The organism is Bradyrhizobium sp. USDA 4341 (assembly GCF_054063755.1).
Genome location: NZ_JBSSGO010000002.1, coordinates 6,860,735 through 6,880,332, shown reverse-complemented (window position 1 = coordinate 6,880,332; position 19,598 = coordinate 6,860,735). Strand labels below are relative to the sequence as shown.

The 19,598-nt window shown below is 60.5% G+C and carries 21 protein-coding genes and 1 pseudogene; 9 read left to right on the top strand and 13 right to left on the bottom strand.

From position 1 onward, the window contains the following. The first annotated feature begins 121 nt into the window (after positions 1-121). Positions 122-2,728 (top strand): magnesium-translocating P-type ATPase, encoded by a 2,607-nt coding sequence (mgtA, locus tag ACVIGB_RS38595; protein ID WP_456718766.1) that lies wholly within the window; start codon positions 122-124, stop codon positions 2,726-2,728. Positions 2,729-3,100: 372 nt separating this feature from the next. Here mgtA and ACVIGB_RS38590 read toward each other — a convergent pair whose 3' ends face one another. From ACVIGB_RS38590 to ACVIGB_RS38580, 3 genes are all read right to left on the bottom strand, one after another. Next, positions 3,101-3,361, bottom strand: a complete 261-nt coding sequence (locus tag ACVIGB_RS38590) for a hypothetical protein (RefSeq protein WP_338692189.1) — start codon at positions 3,359-3,361, stop codon at positions 3,101-3,103. Between the two features lie 9 nt (positions 3,362-3,370). Continuing rightward, on the bottom strand, positions 3,371-3,583 hold the full coding sequence (locus ACVIGB_RS38585) for a YgaP family membrane protein (RefSeq protein ID WP_456718767.1): 213 nt from the start codon (positions 3,581-3,583) through the stop codon (positions 3,371-3,373). A gap of 579 nt (positions 3,584-4,162) precedes the next feature. Then, positions 4,163-4,534: a carboxymuconolactone decarboxylase family protein gene (locus ACVIGB_RS38580; RefSeq protein WP_456718768.1), complete on the bottom strand. Its 372-nt coding sequence runs from the start codon at positions 4,532-4,534 to the stop codon at positions 4,163-4,165. Between the two features lie 288 nt (positions 4,535-4,822). Here ACVIGB_RS38580 and ACVIGB_RS38575 point away from each other — a divergent pair, with 288 nt between their 5' ends. The 3 genes and pseudogenes from ACVIGB_RS38575 (at position 4,823) to ACVIGB_RS38565 (ending at position 6,790) form a co-directional block, all read left to right on the top strand. Then, positions 4,823-5,557 (top strand): CBS domain-containing protein, encoded by a 735-nt coding sequence (locus ACVIGB_RS38575; RefSeq protein WP_456718769.1) that lies wholly within the window; start codon positions 4,823-4,825, stop codon positions 5,555-5,557. Positions 5,558-5,708: 151 nt separating this feature from the next. Further along, the gene (locus tag ACVIGB_RS38570) at positions 5,709-6,005 is read left to right on the top strand and encodes a hypothetical protein (RefSeq protein ID WP_456718770.1); all 297 of its coding nucleotides are present in this window, start codon (positions 5,709-5,711) and stop codon (positions 6,003-6,005) included. Positions 6,006-6,069: 64 nt separating this feature from the next. Continuing rightward, positions 6,070-6,790: pseudogene (locus ACVIGB_RS38565) on the top strand (CBS domain-containing protein). Positions 6,791-6,826: 36 nt separating this feature from the next. Here ACVIGB_RS38565 and ACVIGB_RS38560 read toward each other — a convergent pair. Both ACVIGB_RS38560 and ACVIGB_RS38555 read right to left on the bottom strand, forming a co-directional pair. Continuing rightward, positions 6,827-8,182: an MBL fold metallo-hydrolase RNA specificity domain-containing protein gene (locus ACVIGB_RS38560; RefSeq protein ID WP_456749395.1), complete on the bottom strand. Its 1,356-nt coding sequence runs from the start codon at positions 8,180-8,182 to the stop codon at positions 6,827-6,829. A 29-nt stretch (positions 8,183-8,211) separates the two neighbouring features. After that, positions 8,212-8,769 (bottom strand): LOG family protein, encoded by a 558-nt coding sequence (locus tag ACVIGB_RS38555; RefSeq protein ID WP_456749394.1) that lies wholly within the window; start codon positions 8,767-8,769, stop codon positions 8,212-8,214. Between ACVIGB_RS38555 and ACVIGB_RS38550 the strand changes: the two genes are divergently transcribed. Continuing rightward, a complete protein-coding gene (locus tag ACVIGB_RS38550; protein ID WP_456725310.1) occupies positions 8,671-9,075 on the top strand; it encodes a hypothetical protein in 405 nt (134 codons plus the stop codon). The two genes, ACVIGB_RS38555 and ACVIGB_RS38550, sit on opposite strands and share 99 nt — an antisense overlap. Positions 9,076-9,227: 152 nt before the next feature. On the opposite strand, the gene ACVIGB_RS38545 is transcribed toward ACVIGB_RS38550, so the two are convergent. Both ACVIGB_RS38545 and ACVIGB_RS38540 read right to left on the bottom strand, forming a co-directional pair. Then, entirely contained in the window at positions 9,228-9,413 is a 186-nt protein-coding gene (locus tag ACVIGB_RS38545; protein ID WP_456718772.1) for a hypothetical protein, read from the bottom strand. A 196-nt stretch (positions 9,414-9,609) separates the two neighbouring features. Beyond that, the gene (locus ACVIGB_RS38540) at positions 9,610-10,071 is read right to left on the bottom strand and encodes a CBS domain-containing protein (protein ID WP_456718773.1); all 462 of its coding nucleotides are present in this window, start codon (positions 10,069-10,071) and stop codon (positions 9,610-9,612) included. 369 nt (positions 10,072-10,440) lie between these two features. On the opposite strand from ACVIGB_RS38540, the gene ACVIGB_RS38535 reads away from it, so the two are divergent. After that, positions 10,441-11,061 (top strand): LysE family translocator, encoded by a 621-nt coding sequence (locus tag ACVIGB_RS38535; protein ID WP_456718774.1) that lies wholly within the window; start codon positions 10,441-10,443, stop codon positions 11,059-11,061. Between the two features lie 40 nt (positions 11,062-11,101). Here ACVIGB_RS38535 and ACVIGB_RS38530 read toward each other — a convergent pair whose 3' ends face one another. Next, on the bottom strand, positions 11,102-11,566 hold the full coding sequence (locus ACVIGB_RS38530) for a host attachment protein (protein WP_456718775.1): 465 nt from the start codon (positions 11,564-11,566) through the stop codon (positions 11,102-11,104). A 129-nt stretch (positions 11,567-11,695) separates the two neighbouring features. Between ACVIGB_RS38530 and ACVIGB_RS38525 the strand changes: the two genes are divergently transcribed. Next, positions 11,696-12,382 carry a CBS domain-containing protein gene (locus ACVIGB_RS38525; RefSeq protein ID WP_456718776.1) on the top strand — a complete coding sequence of 229 codons (687 nt, stop codon included), beginning with the start codon at positions 11,696-11,698 and terminating at the stop codon, positions 12,380-12,382. A 52-nt stretch (positions 12,383-12,434) separates the two neighbouring features. On the opposite strand, the gene ACVIGB_RS38520 is transcribed toward ACVIGB_RS38525, so the two are convergent. The 5 genes from ACVIGB_RS38520 to acs all read right to left on the bottom strand — a co-directional run bounded on the left by ACVIGB_RS38520 (position 12,435) and on the right by acs (position 17,153). Next, positions 12,435-13,205: a S1C family serine protease gene (locus tag ACVIGB_RS38520; RefSeq protein WP_456718777.1), complete on the bottom strand. Its 771-nt coding sequence runs from the start codon at positions 13,203-13,205 to the stop codon at positions 12,435-12,437. Between the two features lie 17 nt (positions 13,206-13,222). Next, entirely contained in the window at positions 13,223-13,723 is a 501-nt protein-coding gene (locus ACVIGB_RS38515) for a hypothetical protein (protein WP_456718778.1), read from the bottom strand. Positions 13,724-13,901: 178 nt separating this feature from the next. Further along, positions 13,902-14,324, bottom strand: a complete 423-nt coding sequence (locus ACVIGB_RS38510) for a c-type cytochrome (RefSeq protein WP_456718779.1) — start codon at positions 14,322-14,324, stop codon at positions 13,902-13,904. Positions 14,325-14,535: 211 nt separating this feature from the next. Then, positions 14,536-15,114: an adenylate kinase gene (locus ACVIGB_RS38505; RefSeq protein ID WP_456718780.1), complete on the bottom strand. Its 579-nt coding sequence runs from the start codon at positions 15,112-15,114 to the stop codon at positions 14,536-14,538. Between the two features lie 59 nt (positions 15,115-15,173). Continuing rightward, positions 15,174-17,153 (bottom strand): acetate--CoA ligase, encoded by a 1,980-nt coding sequence (gene acs, locus ACVIGB_RS38500; protein WP_456718781.1) that lies wholly within the window; start codon positions 17,151-17,153, stop codon positions 15,174-15,176. Between the two features lie 441 nt (positions 17,154-17,594). Here acs and ACVIGB_RS38495 point away from each other — a divergent pair, with 441 nt between their 5' ends. Both ACVIGB_RS38495 and ACVIGB_RS38490 read left to right on the top strand, forming a co-directional pair. Further along, positions 17,595-17,897: a DUF485 domain-containing protein gene (locus ACVIGB_RS38495; RefSeq protein ID WP_456718782.1), complete on the top strand. Its 303-nt coding sequence runs from the start codon at positions 17,595-17,597 to the stop codon at positions 17,895-17,897. Next, a complete protein-coding gene (locus ACVIGB_RS38490) occupies positions 17,894-19,585 on the top strand; it encodes a cation acetate symporter (protein WP_456718783.1) in 1,692 nt (563 codons plus the stop codon). The genes ACVIGB_RS38495 and ACVIGB_RS38490 overlap by 4 nt, the downstream gene beginning before the upstream one ends. Positions 19,586-19,598 lie beyond the last annotated feature (13 nt).

Below are 19,598 nucleotides of genomic sequence, written 5' to 3'. Positions count from 1 at the left end.
CTTAGCCAATGGATTACCGGCAATGCGCGTCTTGGCCGGGCCGGCTTGAGCCACATCAATCCCGGACCCAACCGGCCGCACTAGGTTGCGTTGCCAATCCTTCCAGCACCGCGAGATCCTCATGCCGCTCAAGCCGTCTGCGTATGGCCCAGCCGTTGAAGCGTTCTGGCGGGAGCCAACCAATTCGCTCTTGCGCAGTCTCGACACCGAACGGTGCGGTCTGCGCCAACAGGAGGCCGAAAAGCGGCTCGCCCTGATCGGCCCGAACCTCGCAGAGCCATTGGGCACGCGATCGATCCTGCAGAAGATCGTACATCGTTTGGTCAATCCGCTGATTGCCATCCTGATCGTGGCGGCAGCCGTGTCGGGGTTCAGCGGCGACCTCGCGAGCTTTGTGATCATCACGCTCGTGGTGGGCCTGTCACTGACGCTGGATATCGTGCAGGAGCACCGCGCGGAGGTTGCCGCCGAAGCGTTGCGGCGCTCGGTTGCCATCCAGGCCGATGTCATTCGCGACGGCGCAATCGTCGCGTTGCCGGTGAGCGAGCTCGTCCCCGGAGACGTCGTGGAGCTGCGGACCGGTGACCTCGTACCAGCCGACGGGGTCGCGCTTATGGTCCGCGATTTCCAGCTGAACGAGGCCCTCATGACCGGTGAACCGTTTCCGGCCGCCAAGACCACCGAGCCATGTGCTACCAGTCTGCCTGCGGAAGCGAGCAATGCCCTGTTCGCCGGCACCAGCGTCGTTGGCGGTAGCGGGGTGATGCTTGTCGTCGAGACTGGGCGTCGTACGCGCTTCGGCATGATCAGCGCCGAGCTGTTGGCGAACGATCCCCCAAGCGCCCTCGAGCAGGGCGTCCAGAAGCTTGGCCTGCTCATTCTCAAGCTGACGCTTTTCTTGACGCTGTTCGTGCTGCTCGCCCACCTCGTGGCGCATCGGCCGGCCGTGGAATCATTCTTGTTTGCCGTCGCGCTGGCCGTCGGCCTGACACCCGAGCTCTTGCCGATGGTGATGACGGTGACGTTGGCGCGCGGGGCGCAGCGGATGGCGAAGCGGCAGGTGATCGTCAAGAGACTGTCCGCGATCCACGATCTCGGTGCGATGGATACGCTATGCGTCGACAAGACCGGCACGCTGACCGAAGCCAAGATCACGCTCGCGGCACATCTGGATCCTGCGGGACGCCCCAGCGATCGGGTGCTCGAGCTGGCCCGATTGAACAGCGCGTTCCAGACCGGCATCCACAGCCCGCTGGATGAGGCGTTACTTGCCGCAGACAGCCCGCCGGGAAGCAGCGCCTGGACCCGGCTCGCCGAGATTCCCTTTGACTACGAGCGGCGCTGCCTCTCGGTCCTTGCGGCGCGAGACAACGACCGATTTCTGATCGTCAAGGGCGCGCCGGAAGCGATCATGGCCCGCGCGGTCGCGGTCGAGGTCGATGGCTTGGCCCGACCGCTGGATGATAGCCATCGTGCTCAGCTCGTTCGTCTGGAGGATGACCATGCCCGGCAGGGCTTTCGGCTGCTCGGCGTCGCTATCCGAACCATGCCGCCGGACCGGGTCAATGTCACGACCGAGGACGAAGCTGTCCTGACGGTGGTCGGTTTCTGCGCCTTCGCGGACCCTCCCAAGCGCGATGCGGCCGACTCGGTCCGGGATCTGAGGGCACGCGGCGTCAGCATCAAGGTGCTCTCGGGAGACCACGCTGCGGTGGTCGCGCATGTCGCGGATGCCGTCGGTCTCCCCTCCGGTCGCATCCTGACCGGCGGCGAGATCGCCGATTTGAGCGATCAGGCGCTCGCCGCGCAGGTCGAGGATGTCGACTTGTTTGCCAGGATCGATCCCGAGCAGAAGAGACGGATTATCCGGGCCTTGCGTCAACGCGGTCACGTCGTCGGCTTCATGGGCGACGGCGTCAACGACGCTCCGGCGATTCACGCCGCCCATGTCGGAATTTCCGTCGCCGGCGCGACTGAAGTGGCACGCGCCGCTGCGGACATGATCCTGCTGGCCCCTGACCTCTCGGTGCTGGGTGCGGGCGTGATTGAGGGACGGCGAACGTTCGCAAACATCTCCAAATATGTGCGGATGGGAACCAGCTCGAATTTCGGCAACATGCTATCGATGGCGCTGGCGTCCATTGCGCTGCCGTTCCTGCCGCTGTTGCCGCTGCAGATCCTCCTGAACAACCTGCTCTACGATCTCTCCGAGATCGGCATTCCATTCGATGAAATCGACGAGGAGGATGCCGAGAGACCCCAATCATGGAATATGGCGGATATCCTGCGGTTCACCTTCGTCATGGGCTCGATTTCATCGCTGTTCGACGTTGCGACTTTCACCATTCTCCTGAAGGTCTTCCACACCGATGCGGCCGCATTCCAAACCGGCTGGTTCCTGGAATCCATTGCTACCCAGATCCTCGTGATTTTTCTGATCCGCACGCGGCGGCCGCCATGGCGCGCCAGCCGCCCGCATCGCATCTTGGCGTTGGGCTCGCTGGGCGCACTTGCTTCCGGCATCTTCCTGGCGCTGGGACCGTTCGGTTCCTTGTTCGGTTTCGCGGACCTGCCGCCTGTGCTCCTCGGCGCGATTGCTTTGATAACGATCAGCTACCTCGCCATGGCCGAGGCTGGAAAGCATCTTGCGCTCCCAGCCGCCGCACAGCCAAATCGCGCTACGCTGGCGCGACAGCATCCCGCCAGCGATACCGCACTAAATGGATGACCCACAGACACTACCCATTAGCGGGAGCGCGGATCAGAGTTGATCCGCATCAAGGCCATTCTTCCCCCGAATGCGATCCTTGCACTGGTACGATAAATGGCTTTGACCACAAATGGATCGATCACGGCAACGGAACGCACAGAGACTTGACGACACGAGCGATAGCAATGCTCGGGCCGTTACAGCCTCTACACCGGCCCCAACATTCAACCAGTTGGTCCGACGCCGCCACCGTCGAAGCGACCCGACCGTCTCATGGTACGGCCGTCTGCTGATCGTTGGAGCATTGCTGGTCGCCGCCGGCTGGCAGATATTCCAGCTGCTTCTGACCATCATCACTCTCGACTGAAAGTTCGTTGAACGGATTGCGGTTCAGCGGGACATCGGGGGCGCGTCCTGCACCAACTCGACCGAACGATACGCGTCGGAGTTCGATTTTCGGAAGTACACCGAGCCGTCTCCCGGAACGCTCACGCAATGGTGCTTCTTGGCAAATTGTGCGGACTTGGCGGCAGCGACCTCGTTGATCCCAAACAACCGCTCATAATCATGATCGGAGATTCTCAACACAGCGCCAGCGCCGAGACGATCGAGCCGCGATCGCAACTCGTCAAGGGTCAGGTCTTTATTCATACGCTATGTCTAGACCGAGCTGGACTTCTGCCGAGTGTTGATTCCCAGCAACGTGTAGAGCGGACAGTACGAGAAGAATGCTGTCGCGATCAGAACGAATCCGAGAGTGCCGGCGACCAGCCACCCCGCTCCAAGCGAGCCGTCCTTGAGCGCATATGCGATCACAGCCAGGCCGATGATGATCCGGGCGTACTGATCAATGAGTCCGACGTTGCGTGTCATGGCAATGTGCCTCCTTTGATACAGCTTCATTTTGAACGCATTCCGGCTCACGGCTCTTGATCGTGATCAATTCACACGGCGCAGACCACCAACCAGCGCCAGACCGGGCGGACACAGCCGGTCTGGCAATTGACACCCTGCCGTTCGAGATAGCTCGCGACATCTCGCAAGCGCCGGGTGGCTGCGTCCTGCTTGTCAGACGTCCGTCGCTGCCTAATCTGGATCCCGCCCGACGCTGCGAGCCGAGCGCGCGAGCGCCTCATATCCGGCCGCAATCTTCATGAAGTGATCGCGAGTGGCCTGATCCTGATGTCGTGCAGCCTGGCGCTTCGTCCGCTCGGCACGCCCAATACGAAGCGTCGTCCTGAGGCTTTCCGGCACGCGGCTTCTTCTGCGCGACCTCAACGGCATTCTTCGCCGCCTGACGTGGCGGCTGCGCTTCGGTCCCGTGTTGCTGCGACGGCCGCTGCTTGGCATATCCAGAGCACATCATACAAATCTCCCAGCCATCGAAGCACGACAGCTCAGGTTCCTTCCGGTCGTTCGCCAACTGCCTCGCGGCGCGTGGCGTCGATCGGATCAATCCATCGCCGGCTCGGCAACCACCGCGCGCTCCTGAAACTGGTCGTACGCCCCCAGAGCGTCAGCGGCATACATCAAGGACGGCCCTCCGCCCATGTAGACCGCCATCGCGAGCGCCTCCTCGACCTCCTTGCGGCCGACCCCAAGCTTGACCAGGGTCTCGACGTGGAAGCCGATGCAGCCGTCGCAGTGAGCGGCAACGCCCAATGCAAGCGCAATCAATTCCTTGGTCCGGGCATCAAGCGCGCCATTTCTGGTTGCCGCCTGCGCCATCGCCGAGAACGCGCGCATGGTCTCCGGAATGCCCTTGCGCAGCTGGTCCAGATTCCTGGAGATGTGCTTGCAGACGTCGGCATAGTCCTTTTGCATGTGACCCTCGATCTTCGATACTGGAACGGTCCAAGGGAAGAGCGGCTCCACCGACGGGGATGCACTGGCGAACTCCGCCCTCATCCAACGCAGCCCGGCAACACGATCTGGCCTCTCTGAAGGACGTGCGTGTTCGGCCTGCAAGGACGCGCACTTTGTAACGCAGCGATCCCGCGTGACATTGCGCCAGATCAAACCGCGCGCAGTTTGTCGCTTGCGTCAGATCAACACGTCCCACGCGTCTGGCGCTAGGCTGAATGTTATTCCAGAGCGATTGGAGATACTCGGATGTACGCGCACCAGATCATGGCCCGCAAGGTGCTTTCGACAACGCCGGACAGCACCATCCTCGACGCGGCAAACATCATGCTTCAGCATCGTGTCAGCGGGCTTCCCGTGGTCGATCGCGACGGCACGCTCGTCGGCATTATCACCGAAGGCGATTTCCTTCATCGCAGCGACATCGGCACCGAAAGGAAACGCAACTGGTTGGCGACTTTCGTCCTCGGACCGGGAAAATGGGCCGAGGACTACGTATTCGAGCATGGACGCAAGGTATCGGAGATCATGACACGCGCGCCGGTCACCGTGGCCGAGGAGGCACCGCTGACAACAGTCGTCGAACTGATGGAGAAGAACAACGTCAAGCGGCTGCCGGTGGTTCGCGGCGGCAAGCTTGTCGGCATCATCACCCGCAGCAACTTGCTGCGAACGGTGGCGAGCCTTGCACGCGACGTACCCGCTCCGACGGAGAACGACGACCAGATCCGGCGGCGCATTCTGGACGAGATCGAGCGGAACGCCTGGTGTCCGTTAGGACTCACCGTCATCGTCAGAGACGGCATCGTCCACTTGAGCGGCGTGATTACCGAAAGCAGATTTCGCAAGGCTGCAATCGTCGCGGCCGAGAACGTTCCCGGAGTCGTCGAGGTGCACGATCACCTCTGCTGGGGTGATAGTTTCTCGGGCTACTATCTGAAATCTCCTGAAGATCAGGAGCTCGAGGAGAAACAGGCTCACTGAGCCTCGGCGAGGAACATCTCATGTGCTTCGGGAATGCTGATGATGGCGCGGACAACTCTAAAAATCGCACGTCGCCTTGTTGATCCAGAGCAACAACGCTCCGCTGCGATCGCGCTCAACTCCAGACCACCGCGCATTCGGGGCTTCTGCAATGACCAGTGAAACGGCAAAAGCGATTTTGATGATCTTCCTGTTCGGCTCGCTATCGATCGCCATCCAGTTGTCGGAACGCAGCGCGACGAAGCGACTGAGAGCATTGGCGCTGCAGGACTACGCCGCGCGTACCCTCGATAGCATGATATTCCATACGAATGCATCGAATGCCTTGCTGATCCCGGCAGCAGCCGACCACATTGGCCGACGTCGCAATCTCGCATTGTCGAAGTCACCGTGGCGGGCATCGGGGCGCTGTTCTGGTTCCGTGGCGAACGCCGTTGTAGCCGGTTGAGCCAAGTCAAAGCAGGGAGCCGGAAAGCCCCTATTTTGACCCGACAGGCTCATTTGAGGCATTCATGCGCGCCCACCAGTTCATGACCAGGAATGTCGTCACCGTTACGCCTCGGACCTCGGTCGAGGATGCCGCCAACATCATGCTTCAAAACCATATCAGCGGCCTGCCGGTCGTCGACAACGGCAAGTTGACGGGAATCGTCTCGGAAAGCGACTTTATGCGCCGCAGCGAAATCGGAACCGGGCGCAAGCGTTCGGCTTTTCTCCAGTTCCTGCTCGGACCTGGCCGCGCAGCCGCGGACTTCGTCCACGAGCGCGGTCGCAAGATCGAGGACGTGATGACACTAGATCCGGTCACGGTCGAAGAACAAACGCCGCTCGAGCAGCTGGTGCACCTGATGGAGAAAAAGGACATCAAGCGCTTGCCCGCGATGCGCGGCAGGGACCTTGTCGGCATCGTGACCCGGTCAAATCTGCTCCAGGCCGTGGCCAGTCTGGCGCACGAGATTCCGGATCCCGACCGCAGACGACGATCATATCCGCGATCGTATCCTCCGGCAGATCGACGCCGTGAGCTGGCATCCTATCGGGTTCGAGGTGACCGTCTGCAACGGCGTTGTCCATCTGCATGGCATCGTCACCAGTGACCATGCGCGCGAAGCAACAATCGTGGCCGCGGAGAGCACCGCCGGCGTCAAGGAGGTGCATGATCACCTCTGCTTCGTGGATACCTATACCGGCTTCTACGTCGAATCACCCGAGGACATGAAGGCGGCGAGCTGAAACGACCGGATCGTCCGGCTCGCCTTCGCAGGCCACCTATAGATCAAACACGTCGCCCAGACGCGGCAGTTCGACCCGCTGGCCCTGCAAAAGCGCGGCGAGCGCCTGCATTGCGGACTCTTCGCCATGGACCAGGAACGTTGCCTCGCATCCCTCGATCGCGCGTCGCCATGCGAGCAGCTCCTGCTGGTCCGCATGAGCTGAAAATCCGTTGATCGTGTAAATCGTGCTGCGAACCGCAATGTCTTCGCCGAACAGCCGCACGGACTTGGCGCCATCGATGATCTGCCGCGCAATTGTTCCGGAAGCGGCGTATCCGACGAATACGACCGCCGATTCCTTGCGCCAGATATTATGCCGGAGGTGATGGCGAATTCTGCCGCCGGTGCACATCCCAGATCCGGCCATGATGACGGCACCGCCGGTTACCCTGTTGATGGCGACCGAATCGGCACTCTCGCGGACCAGACGCAGGTTTGCCGGGTGCAATGGATCCCCCCCTTCACGAAACATGGAAGCGGCCTCCGAGCTGAGACATTCGGAATGCCGCTTGAATATCTCGGTCGCCGAAATCGCCATCGGTGAGTCCAGGAAGATTTGCATGGCCGGCGGCAACCTGCTGCGCTCTACCCCCTGGCGCAGCACATAGAGGATCTCCTGGGCACGCTCGAGCGCGAAGGTCGGGATGATGACGTTGCCGCCGCGCGCCAGCGTGCTGCCGATCGCACCGTAAAGCTCCTCGATGGAGTCTTTCAGCGATCGATGGCGCCTGTCGCCATACGTCGATTCCATGACGACAATGTCGGCGCGAGCGGGTGGGCTCGGGAGACGCAGCAGCGGACGACCGGCGTTGCCGAGATCACCCGAGAACAGGACCGAACGCGTGCGGCCGTGCTCGGCGACCTCGATCAGGATGCTCGCAGAGCCCAGGATATGGCCGGCATCGAAGAAAGTAGCCCGGAGTCCTTCTGCGAGTTGCAGCGGGTGCCCATATTCAGCCGTCCTTCCAAACCGGTCGAAGCAATCGAGCGCATCGACGACGCTGTAGAGCGGCGACGACCTATCCTCTTCCCCACGCCTGCGCCACTGGCGGGCCCTCCGCTGCGCGTCTTCCTCCTGAAGATGCGCGGCATCGACCAGCACGAGGCGGGTCAGTTCACGACTGGCCGCAGTCGTGATCACCTCACCCCTGAACCCTCGCTTGGCGAGCAATGGCATCCTGCCGGAGTGATCGAGATGGGCATGGGTCAGCAGAACATAGTCGATGGTCGCGGGATCGAACCCGAAGGCGGCGACGTTCTCTTCCACTAGGTCGCGGCTTCCCTGAAAAAGACCGCAATCGATCAGGATGCGTCGGTTCAGGCATTCGACCAGGTGACAGGACCCGGTCACCGCCCGGTCGGCGCCTTGAAAGGATAACTTCACGATCCGACCTCTTGACTGATCGACTTTCCCCGTGAGGCATCGTCTCCGATCGGAAGAAGCGGCCTGCCGGCCGCCTCGTACCACCGCAGAATGCCTTGCCAGGCTTCCTCGGCGGACTCTGCGAACCAAAACAGGTTCCTGTCTTCCGGATCGATGACACCCTCCTCGACAAGGAAGTCTGGATCAAACGCGCGACGCCAATACGACTCGCCAACCAGCACGACCGGCACCGGCGCAATCTTTCGGGTTTGCGCCAACGACAGCACCTCGAACAGCTCGTCCATCGTGCCAAAGCCACCCGGGAATGCCACCAGCGCCCGCGCGCGCATCAAAAGATGCAACTTTCGCATCGCAAAATAGTGAAACCTGAAGCAGAGCTCGGGCGTGACATATGGGTTAGGGTCCTGCTCCTTTGGAAGGGTGATGTTCAGTCCGATCGACTGGGACCCGACGTCGTGCGCACCCCTGTTGGCTGCTTCCATGATGCCCGGGCCGCCACCGGTCATTATCAGGAGGCGGCCGCCGATGGCCTTTTCGCTTGCGGCACCGACGATCTGTCCGAACTCGCGCGCGATTCGGTAATACTTGCTGTTCGCCGCAATACGCCGTGCCGCCTCGAGACGGCGCTGCAAACCGTCGTCGTCGGGATTCAATGCCAGCGTATCAGCTATCGAGGCGACGGCCCGGCGCGCCGCCGGCGCCTCGCAAATGCGAGTGCTGCCAAAGACGACGATCGTATGAGCGATCTGATGCTCTCGCAGCAAGGTTTCGGCCTTGAGAAAATCAAGTTGGAGGCGAATGCCGCGTGTGGCTTCGCTCTGCAGGAAATTTTCGTCCTGATCCGCCTCTTGATAGCTTGACGATTGCAGGATGTTGCGCAGAGCGCCGGGCGCGCGAGTGTCCCCCTCGACGCCCTCGGGCTGATCACTCGGGAGTGCCGCGGCCTTGTCGACACGTTGGGTCGGCTTCGGGATCGAGCTCGGATGGGTTGATCGCAGACCGCCCTCGTCAATCATGCGCCGGCCTGTCGTTTTGCTTTGGAGGGAGCAAGCGCCGCATCGTGCTTCAGGACCTCACGAACTTCGTCGTCCTCCAACGCATCCAGAAGCCGGCGGCGATCGCCCGACCATTCGCAACCAATATTTGTTCCATATTTCACAGGTCGCTCGACGGCAGGCAACTTCATTCGATCAGTCATGGCGGACCTCGTCAGCACTCAATGAGCATTTGCCTAGCATCCGAGACCGGATGCATAGATGCCTTGAGCAAGGTCAATTCAGCGATAGCATTCTTGATGGAAAGGCACGGCAATTAGCCTATTTCTCGCTCTTCTTGTGCTCGACCAGAAGCGCGCTCGGATCACGCTCCACAAATTGTCTGCCGCGGTCTCCGCGTCAGTCGCCCTCGGATCGCGCGAGTATTCGCTCAAGCGCAATGATCAGTTGCACGCGGCCAACGATGCCAACGACCCGCGTATCCCGGAGAACCATGACCTGCGATATCTGATGCTTGTCCATTTCGACAACGATTTCGTCCACAGTCGCGCATTCGTCGACGCAAACGGGCTTGCGGCTCATCACAGCGTCGACGCTCAGGGCCCGAGTCCGCTCGCGGACCAGCCGCCCCTCCTCTCTGCTCAGCAGCCACTCGAGCCAAAAGCCCTCTGGCCAATGCACGCCGAGCTCGCGACGGTGAAGGAAGTCGCCTTCGGAGATAACACCGACCAGCGCCCCTGAGCCCTCGAGCACGGGCAAACCGCGCTGGCCAGTTTCCAGCAATAGACGGACGGCATCGAGCAATGGCGCGCCCGGTTTGACCGTCGCGAAAGACGTGCGCATGACATCCAAAGCCAACATGGCAAACTCCTCAGAGCTTCGTGTACACGATGACCTGCCAGCATCGGTCAAAAACGGCGGGCCACGCTGATCTGGATCAATAATGCTGTGCAGCTTTTGTAGCCGCTTGTTTTCGCCACAGGACCATTCGGCGAGCTGTCAGCTCATACAGGATTCGCCGTCGAGGATGGGGTCGTCACCCTGAATGGCCACGTCTGAAGCTACTCGCAGAAGCTCGCGGCTGTTGCGGCGGCCCCTACCGGCAACACGCCGCATCCATGTTAACTCGCAATCGGTAGAGAGGCGGCATACCTGGGAATATTTGACCCAGATCAAGCTATTAGACCGATATTTAGGGCAACCCCGCATTGGGAGCGCACGGATCGAGCCATGAGCGAAAACTCTCTCTTTGCTTTCGTTCTCACGGTCACGCTCATCGAGCTGACACCGGGACCTAACATGGGCTATCTCGCGGTGCTGGCCGCGTCGGCTGGTCGCAGAGCCGGTCTTGCCGCGACCGCTGGTATCGCTTTCGGCTTGTTAGGAGTTGGGATCGCATCGTCGCTCGGCCTTGCAGCTATCGTGGCTGCCTCGACCCCGCTTTACGAAGCTCTTCGCTGGGGTGGCGCGCTCTACCTGCTTTGGCTTGCCTGGCAAGGATGGCGTGATGCGCCGCAAGAGATCGCCAAACCTATCGAAGCGACGGCGAACACCAAATTCTTTCTCAGGGGCTTGATTACCAATCTACTCAATCCCAAGGCCGGTATTTTCTATCTATCGATTTTTCCGACTTTCATCGATGAGGCACGGCCATTGCTTCCGCAGACTGCGATTTTGCTGACGACGTACGTTACTATAGCGACCATAATTCATTCGGTTGTCGTCGTTTCAGCAAACGCCGTCCGGCCAAGCATCGAAAAACGGGCAAACACAATGCTCATCAGGCGGATAATGTCGGTGTTGCTGGCCGCTGTCGCAATCTGGCTGTTCTATACCACGAGACGGACCTAGTCTTGAACTCGCTCTTGAGACACTGTCGGCCGCACAGTGCCTATCGTGTGGGCGACGCAAGCGCTTCCACAATGTGCTTTTCAATTTCCCCGACGGGAAGCCTGGTCAAATCCTTGGGAATCTCCGCAATGATGTGACGCCTGACATCGGGAGCGAGTGTCGCCCGAAGCTGTGCCAGAGTACGCGGTGGAGCGACGATGACAAGCGCCGTCGCTCTTCCACTCCGGACAATGGCCTCTGCAGCCCGCGCAACCCGCCTTGTGAACCGATACTCCTCGAGCTCGTGCCAGTTCGTCGGTTCGACGGCTCCCCGTTGACCGGAGACGATCCCCTTTACGAAGTGTCCGGGGCGGTCCGTGCCTTGCAGATGCGTCGCCGGGTTCTGATCTTCGAAGTCAGCCTCCGCCTTCAGGTTGGGGAACCGATCGTCGCCTTCGTTGCGGAGCAATAGCGCCTTGCGCCCGTCTCCGACAAACACGAGCGCCTTCTTTGGAATTCCCGCCATCTCGACATCCTCCGCTTCAACGAGTCCTCTCTAGGGCCAGGGCACTCCAGACCGATTGATCGTGGTCAAATCACCCCTGCGCGAGATCCCGCAGGATGTGACATCTTCCCGTCTACGGAGAGCACGATCATGCAAGCGCGCGACGTCATGGTGTCACCCGTCATCACGGTGGACTCCAACGCAACGGTGCAGCGGGTTGCTTCCCTGCTGCTCCAGCACCGCATCAGCGCCGTTCCTGTTGTGGGCAAGGACAGCGAACTCGTCGGAATCGTCACGGAAAGCGATTTGATGCATCGGACTGAAGCCGGCACCGAGCGCCCGTATTCGTGGTGGCTGCGACTACTGGTCGGAGACGCGCAAATGGCGTCCGAGTACGTGAAGTCCCATGCTGCCAAGATAGCGGACATCATGACCCGTAAGGTCGTGACCGCGGCGCCGGAGACACCTCTGCATGAAATTGCGATGCTGCTCGAGAAACATGGCATCAAGCGTGTCCCCATCGTCGATGAAGCCGGCCACCTCCTCGGCATCGTCAGCCGGGCCAACTTGCTGCAGGCCGTCGCGAGCGCCCGGCCGAAGCTGGAGATATTACCCACCGATTCCGCTATCAGGAAGAAATTACTCGGCGAGCTTCGCGAGCAACCATGGGCACACACCTTCAATCTGACCGCGACCGTACAGAACGGCGTCGTCGACCTGTGGGGATATGCGCCATCCGCCGCCGAGCGCACGGCGATCCGGATTGCCGCGGAGGCAATCCCCGGTGTCGTTGCAGTGAACGATCACCTGCTGGAAACGCCGATCATGGTCTATTGAATCAGTCAGCGGATCAAACGGCTTCAAATCGATCCACGATCGAACTGAACACCTAGTTCATCCTAATAAACAGGCGATCGATGGCATCCGAGGGAATCGCAAAGGCGCGCTCGGATTCGGTCTCGCCGGTGCTAGCGGCAACAATGCCGATCACTTCGCCCCGCAGATTGAACAGCGGCCCGCCTGCACTGCCGCGATCCAGCAAGGCGTCGGTCTGAATGAGATCCTGGCAAGGGATGCCGGGCCACGAACGATGCAGAGCGCTGACGATGCCGAGGCTAATGCTTTGAGTGAGCCCCGAAGAGCCGCCGACTGCAAGGACGAAATCCCCGGGCTCTGCGTCGATCGATCGACCGATGCGGGCTGCGGTCAGGCCCGATGCCGAAATCCTCAGCATTGCCAGGTCATATCGCTCGTCGGCCACCACGAACCTGGCGTCAAGCTGGCGTCCGTCCGGCAATCGGACCGAAAGTGTCTTGGCGCCGCTGACCACATGATTGTTCGTCACGATCAATCCGGGCTCCGCCTTGATGATGACGCCCGCACCATACACATCCTTCGTCGTGGGAGGCGGTCCACTGGGAAACCCGGGCCTCGTGTCGATCGATCGGGAAACCGCCGCTGTCTCCGTAGTGGCTTTTATGCCGACGACACTTTGGATGATCTTCCCGACCAGAGGCGCAAGTGTCTGCACATCCCGGATTTCTCCTGCTCGTACCTGTCCGGGCCACAGTAGGAGCATCCACGCCATAATGACAATGGACGACGACAGGCGGCCGGCCCACTTCCTCGCCAGCCCACCGCAGGGCGTTTTCGGGTCCATCTCGTGCCCGCCCCGCGCTATTCGGCTGCGGCGATTGGCAGCGCGCCAGGCCGCTCCGCCGCAATGAGTGCCTTCCACAATGCAGCGATACTGTTCTGGGTGGCTGGCAGGATCGAGCAGTGCCCGGCGGCATCAAAATCACAGAACCGCGCGGCAGGATCGTCACACATCTCGACGAACGCCCGATTGATGAGGTCGAGGCATTCGAGGAGCTTGGTGATGTTCTCCAAACCAACACGACGCTGAAGCTCGAGGAGACGGAACGTCACGACCGGCGGCTCGCCGAAGGAGATCTCGGGATGGGCGAGCCCGAAGAACACTTCGACAGCAAACGGCACCTGTCTAATTCGATTGAGAAGGTTCGCTGCCTGAGCTCCCGTGCAAGCAACCAGGCGAGGCGACGACGCTCCGGGTGCCGGCCTTGGACCGAGAGCCGCCGATATCTGATGCTCGAGCCAGAGGCGAACGGGAGCGGGAGCGTTCTGAATTTGCTGGGCGTCGAGCACTATGCCGGTCATCGTTGATCCTCCGTTTTCCATATGACCACTAGCGACTTTGCTCGCAGCGGCCTTGACGAGGATCAATGTTGGGGCCGGTCGCCTTCATGCGCGCAGGTTGCCTCATTCATTGCGGCAGATCACGTCGCCGCGGCCGAGCGCGACAGCGGCATGGTCGTCCCGAACGCGATCGTGGCCATTACTTCTGCTGAATTCGGTTCAGATAATCGATAACCGCAAGGATGCGTGTTCGCACGACGACTTCCCGCAAGTCCCGCGACGGATCGAGCGCGTCGTAGGTCGGATCAATAGTATGAGGCACGCTCTTGACGGGATTGAATCGTTCACCCCAGATCGGCATTTCATGAGTGCCGTGCGCAGAAATTGTTCTCCGCCCATCTATGGCTTCATAGACGGCGGTTATAGGAAAGACCCCGTTGTTGTTCTTGGCCAAGGCCGTCAAATCGGCAGGTGGCACCTTCAGCTGCCCAGCAACAGGTCCTTTGCCCTTTCCATCTACGCCGTGACAGCTTGCGCACGAAGCTTGAAATTCCGCCTTACCAACATCGGCATCTTCAGCGTGAGCGGCCGCGGCGAAACCGGCGATCAGACCGGCAATCATGAAAGACTTCAGGCCACAGATAATCATATCATGCCCCCGTTTTTCGGATAAGCGCATTTAGCAGTGTTGGTTTGCCCTCGGTATGACGCGAGTCGATGCATCGCGCCCTCCCAGTCTAACGACGCGGTGCCGCTCGGGCCAGACTAAACAAACATAGGTGGAGGCGTCGGGTTTGAGCTCGGGCCTTGGCTAACCACTAACTTTCGCCCTCTCAAGCATCGAGCGCTTCCAAGAGCGAGCTTGCTACCTTGTCAATCGATTGCAGACCATTGATGCTCTTCAGAAGTCCTTGCTCGCGGTAATAGTCAGCGAGCGGTCTGGTTTGTCCGCGATACTCGGCCAGGCGCACTTTCAGCGCAGCTTCGGTATCATCCGCGCGTGCGTAGCCGTTGGATCTTGCTTCGTTCGCACGGTTGAGAATGCGGTTCAGCAGAGCGGCTTCGTCGACGTCCAATTCCAGCACGCGGTCAATTCGAAGATCGGCTGCTCGTAAAATATCGTCGAGCGCTGCCGCCTGAGCAATGGTCCGGGGAAAGCCGTCCAGGATAAACCCGGATTTCGCATCAGGCTGCGATATGCGCCCGGCAACGATGGCCACGACAAGATCATCGGGAACGAGTTCGCCGCGCTCCATTGTCGCCTTTACCCTTGTCCCGATTGGCGTTCCTTCGGACACGGCCGCTCGCAACATATCGCCGGTCGACAGTTGAGGAATGTCCAGGCGCTTGGCAAGGCGGGCCGCCTGAGTCCCTTTCCCGGATCCTGGGGCGCCCAACAGAACTAATCTCACAGCATTGTCTCCATGGGTTCAAACATTGGGCGTGCCGTTGATGCGATACGGTCGATTTCTTACGCCGGCGCGCCCTTCTTGTTCTGCCGGTTCTGCACGAGGTCGTCGACCACGGCCGGATCGGCCAAGGTCGAAGTGTCGCCGAGGCTGGACGGTTCGTCCTCGGCGATCTTGCGCAGGATGCGGCGCATGATCTTGCCGGAGCGCGTCTTCGGCAGGCCGGGCGCGAATTGAATGAGGTCCGGCGAGGCAATCGGGCCGATGTCCTTGCGGACCCAGGCGACGAGTTCCTTGCGCAAGGCCTCGGTCGGCTCGGTGCCGTTCATCAGCGTGACATAGGCGTAGATGCCCTGGCCCTTGATGTCGTGCGGGTAGCCGACCACGGCGGCTTCCGACACCGCCTCATGCGCGACCAGCGAGCTCTCGACCTCGGCGGTGCCCATGCGGTGGCCGGAGACGTTGATGACGTCGTCGACGCGGCCGGTGATCCAGTAATAGCCGTCGGCATCGCGCCGGCAGCCGTCGCCGGTGAAGTACTTGCCCTTGTAGGTCGAGAAATAAGTCTGCTCGAAGCGTGCGTGATCGCCGTAGACTGTGCGCATCTGGCCCGGCCAGGATTTTGTGATGCAGAGATTGCCGGAGGTCTCGCCCTCGAGCGTCTTGCCGTCGGCATCGACGATCTCGGGCACCACGCCGAAGAACGGCCGCGTCGCCGATCCCGGCTTCAGCTTGGTCGCGCCGGGCAGCGGCGTGATCAGGATGCCGCCGGTCTCGGTCTGCCACCAGGTGTCGACGATCGGGCAGCGCTCGTCGCCGACCACGCGGTGATACCACTCCCAGGCTTCCGGATTGATCGGCTCGCCGACCGAGCCGAGCAGGCGCAGCGATTTGCGCGAGGTCTTCTTCACGGGATCGTCGCCCGACTGCATCAGCGCGCGGATCGCGGTCGGCGCGGTGTAGAAGATGTTGACCTTGTGCTTGTCGACCACGTTCCAGAACCGGGAATTGTCCGGGTAGTTCGGCACGCCCTCGAACATCAGCGTGGTCGCACCGTTGGCGAGCGGCCCATAGAGGATGTAGCTGTGGCCGGTGACCCAGCCGACATCGGCCGTGCACCAGTAGATGTCGCCGTCGTGATAGTCGAAAACGTATTGATGCGTCATCGACGCGAACACGAGATAGCCGGCGGAGGTATGCAGCACGCCCTTCGGCGTGCCGGTCGAACCCGAGGTGTAGAGGATGAACAGTGGATCTTCCGCGTTCATCGGCTCGCACGGGCACTCCGTGGTCACAATCTCGGCGGCCTCGTGGTACCAGAGGTCGCGCGTCGGGTTCATGTCGATCTTGCCGCCGGTGCGCTTGACCACCACGACCCAGTCGACGCCGCCGGTTTTGGCCAGCGCCGCGTCGACATTGGCCTTCAGCGGGACCTTCTTGCCGCCGCGCAGGCCCTCGTCGGCCGTGATGATCACCTTCGACTCGCAGTCCTTGATGCGCTGGGCGAGGCTGTCGGGCGAGAAGCCGCCGAACACCACCGAGTGGATCGCGCCGATCCGCGCGCAGGCCAGCATCGCGTAGGCCGCCTCCGGAATCATCGGCAGATAGATCGTGACGCGGTCGCCCTTCTCGACATTCCGCGTGCGCAGGATGTTGGCCATCTTGCAGACTTCGTCGTGCAGCTGGCGGTAGGTGATGTGCTTGGATTCGGAGGGGTCGTCGCCCTCCCAGATGATCGCGGTCTGGTCGCCGCGCTTCTCGAGATGGCGGTCGATGCAATTCCAGGCGACGTTCAGCACGCCATCCTCGAACCACTTGATCGAGATGTTGCCGGGCGCGAAGGAGACGTTCTCGACCTTGGTGAAGGGCTTGATCCAGTCGATCCGCTTACCGTGCTCGCCCCAGAAGCCGTTGGGGTCCTTGACCGAGCGCGCGTACATCTCGCGATATTTGGCGTCGTTGACATAAGCGCGCTTGGCCCAGTCGGCCGACACGTCATAGCTCGCTTCCGGCGAACCAGCATTCGCGAACTTTGCATCCATTGGAATTCCTCCGAGATTGTCTTCTGTGTGACGCCAATACCAACAACACCAGGGAAGTTGGCTCTCTCTTCTCGGAGGTCATGCGGTCCGCACGCGGCCAACTGGTTGCTTTGTCCAACTCCCCACTCATTCGCCATATATGATCATATGATCGATGCCGGGTTGATCTCCATCAAGAAGCACCTCTCTGCAGCTTGCTTTCCAGACACCGCATCAGAGATATCTTCGCGCTCGAGGCCAGCAGATCAATGCACGCACGCGACATTTGATCTGCATCAAGACCCCTCTTTTTCGATCGTACATATTCACATTGCTCCAACAGCGACTGTTGTGAGTCCGCCCGCCTCACGCCCGCACGTGCCTGACGTTGAATACGCTGGAAATGAACGCCGCTCCGCGCGGCCAGACGTTCTTCCACTTATTTCTGAGGGAACCCAAACATTGAGCACCTACGAAAAGATTGAGCGAGACCCAAACTATCAAGAACTAGTTCGCCGGCGTTCGTCGCTGGGCTGGACGCTATCGGCGGTCATGCTGATAGTGTATTTCGGCTTCATCCTGCTCGTCGCCTACGCGCCACACTTCCTTGGCACACCGATGGGGACAGGCGTCACAACCATTGGCATTCCGATCGGGCTATTGGTCATCGTTTCGGCATTCCTGCTGACGGGCATCTACGTCAGCAAAGCGAACTCAAAATACGACCCTCTGATCCGCAAGATAGTTGGAGCGCGCCGCCAATGAAAAAGATCGCCCACCTGTTGGTGACGCTGTTCATTTGCATTCCTTCGGTCGCACTTGCGGCCGGGACGATCGATGGCGGCACCAAGCAAGCGGTCAATTGGTCCGCTATTGGCATGTTCATCGGGTTCGTATCTCTGACGCTTGTGATAACCTACTGGGCATCGAAACGGACGGTATCGGCCTCGGATTTCTACTCGGCAGGTGGAGGCATCTCGGCCGGCCAGAATGGGCTTGCGATCGCCGGCGACTACATGTCGGCCGCTTCCTTCCTAGGTATCTCAGGTCTTGTTTACACCTCAGGGTATGATGGCTTGATCTACTCGGTAGGTTGGCTTGTTGGATGGCCTGTCGTCACATTCCTGATTGCCGAGCAGCTCCGCAATCTAGGTAAGTTCACATTCGCCGATGTCGCTTCATTCCGGCTCGGCCAGACGAGGATACGCATCCTGGCCGCGTGCGGCTCGCTGGTGACTGTCGCTTTCTATCTGATCGCGCAGATGGTCGGCGCCGGCAAGCTGATCCAATTGCTTTTCGGCTTGGACTATTGGATTGCCGTCATCCTGGTGGGTGGCCTTATGATGGTCTACGTGACCTTTGGCGGCATGAAAGCCACGACCTGGGTGCAAATCATTAAGGCTGTGCTGTTGCTGTTCGGCGCGACGTTCATGGCAGGCGCCGTACTTTACAAATTCGGGTTCAGCCCGGAAGCACTGTTCGCCAAGGCGACCGAAGTACACCCCAAAAAGCTGGCAATCATGGAGCCCGGCAGCCTGATCTCAAATCCGCTATCGGCCATTTCGCTCGGCTTAGCCCTTATGTTCGGCACCGCCGGTCTGCCACACATCCTCATGCGTTTCTTCACCGTGAAAGACGCGCAGGCCGCACGCAAGTCCGTATTCTATGCAACAGGCTTCATTGGCTACTTCTACATCTTGACCTTCATCATCGGATTCGGCGCCATCACGCTCGTCTCGACCGATCTGGCGTTCCTCGACGCAGGGATTCTCGAGAAGACCAAAAGCGGGATCGCCGCGATCAAGGGCGGGTCGAACATGGCCGCGATCCATCTGGCCGACGCAGTAGGCGGCAATCTGTTCCTCGGCTTCATTTCGGCCGTCGCGTTTGCCACGATCCTGGCCGTCGTTTCCGGCTTGGCGCTCGCGGGAGCGTCCTCCATCAGCCACGATATCTACGCCATGGTAATCAAGGGAGGACATGCCAATGAACAGGACGAAATTCGTGTCTCGAAGATCGCGACTCTGTTCCTGGGTGTCCTCGCGATCATACTTGGCATTATCTTCGAAAACCAAAACGTCGCTTTCATGGTTGGTCTTGCCTTCGCCATCGCAGCGTCCTGCAACTTCCCGGTGCTGGTGATGTCGATCTTCTGGAAGAACCTTACCACGAGAGGCGCCTTGATTGGTGGGCTGCTCGGCCTGATCAGCGCTGTCGTCGGCGTCATTCTGTCGCCGGCAGTATGGGAGCTGACCCTGGGCTTTGCAAAGGGATCGGCCCCCATCAAACTGGATAACCCTGCTCTGTTCTCGATGACAATCGCATTCGTGTCCATCTGGCTGATCTCGGCCTTGGACCGTAGCGCGCGTGCGGGCAAGGACCGCGACGGCTTCGACGCGCAATTCGTGCGGAGCCAAACTGGCATCGGAGCGGCAAGCGCCACCAGTCACTGAAACTTCCGCACGT

Bases quoted from the DNA above. Each gene is read 5' to 3' on its own strand.
- mgtA (WP_456718766.1), top strand. From the start codon at position 122: ATGCCGCTCAAGCCGTCTGCGTATGGCCCAGCCGTTGAAGCGTTCTGG.
- ACVIGB_RS38590 (WP_338692189.1), bottom strand. From the start codon at position 3,361: ATGAATAAAGACCTGACCCTTGACGAGTTGCGATCGCGGCTCGATCGT.
- ACVIGB_RS38585 (WP_456718767.1), bottom strand. From the start codon at position 3,583: ATGACACGCAACGTCGGACTCATTGATCAGTACGCCCGGATCATCATC.
- ACVIGB_RS38580 (WP_456718768.1), bottom strand. From the start codon at position 4,534: ATGCAAAAGGACTATGCCGACGTCTGCAAGCACATCTCCAGGAATCTG.
- ACVIGB_RS38575 (WP_456718769.1), top strand. From the start codon at position 4,823: ATGTACGCGCACCAGATCATGGCCCGCAAGGTGCTTTCGACAACGCCG.
- ACVIGB_RS38570 (WP_456718770.1), top strand. From the start codon at position 5,709: ATGACCAGTGAAACGGCAAAAGCGATTTTGATGATCTTCCTGTTCGGC.
- ACVIGB_RS38545 (WP_456718772.1), bottom strand. From the start codon at position 9,413: ATGACTGATCGAATGAAGTTGCCTGCCGTCGAGCGACCTGTGAAATAT.
- ACVIGB_RS38540 (WP_456718773.1), bottom strand. From the start codon at position 10,071: ATGTTGGCTTTGGATGTCATGCGCACGTCTTTCGCGACGGTCAAACCG.
- ACVIGB_RS38535 (WP_456718774.1), top strand. From the start codon at position 10,441: ATGAGCGAAAACTCTCTCTTTGCTTTCGTTCTCACGGTCACGCTCATC.
- ACVIGB_RS38530 (WP_456718775.1), bottom strand. From the start codon at position 11,566: ATGGCGGGAATTCCAAAGAAGGCGCTCGTGTTTGTCGGAGACGGGCGC.
- ACVIGB_RS38525 (WP_456718776.1), top strand. From the start codon at position 11,696: ATGCAAGCGCGCGACGTCATGGTGTCACCCGTCATCACGGTGGACTCC.
- ACVIGB_RS38520 (WP_456718777.1), bottom strand. From the start codon at position 13,205: ATGGACCCGAAAACGCCCTGCGGTGGGCTGGCGAGGAAGTGGGCCGGC.
- ACVIGB_RS38515 (WP_456718778.1), bottom strand. From the start codon at position 13,723: ATGACCGGCATAGTGCTCGACGCCCAGCAAATTCAGAACGCTCCCGCT.
- ACVIGB_RS38510 (WP_456718779.1), bottom strand. From the start codon at position 14,324: ATGATTGCCGGTCTGATCGCCGGTTTCGCCGCGGCCGCTCACGCTGAA.
- acs (WP_456718781.1), bottom strand. From the start codon at position 17,153: ATGGATGCAAAGTTCGCGAATGCTGGTTCGCCGGAAGCGAGCTATGAC.
- ACVIGB_RS38490 (WP_456718783.1), top strand. From the start codon at position 17,894: ATGAAAAAGATCGCCCACCTGTTGGTGACGCTGTTCATTTGCATTCCT.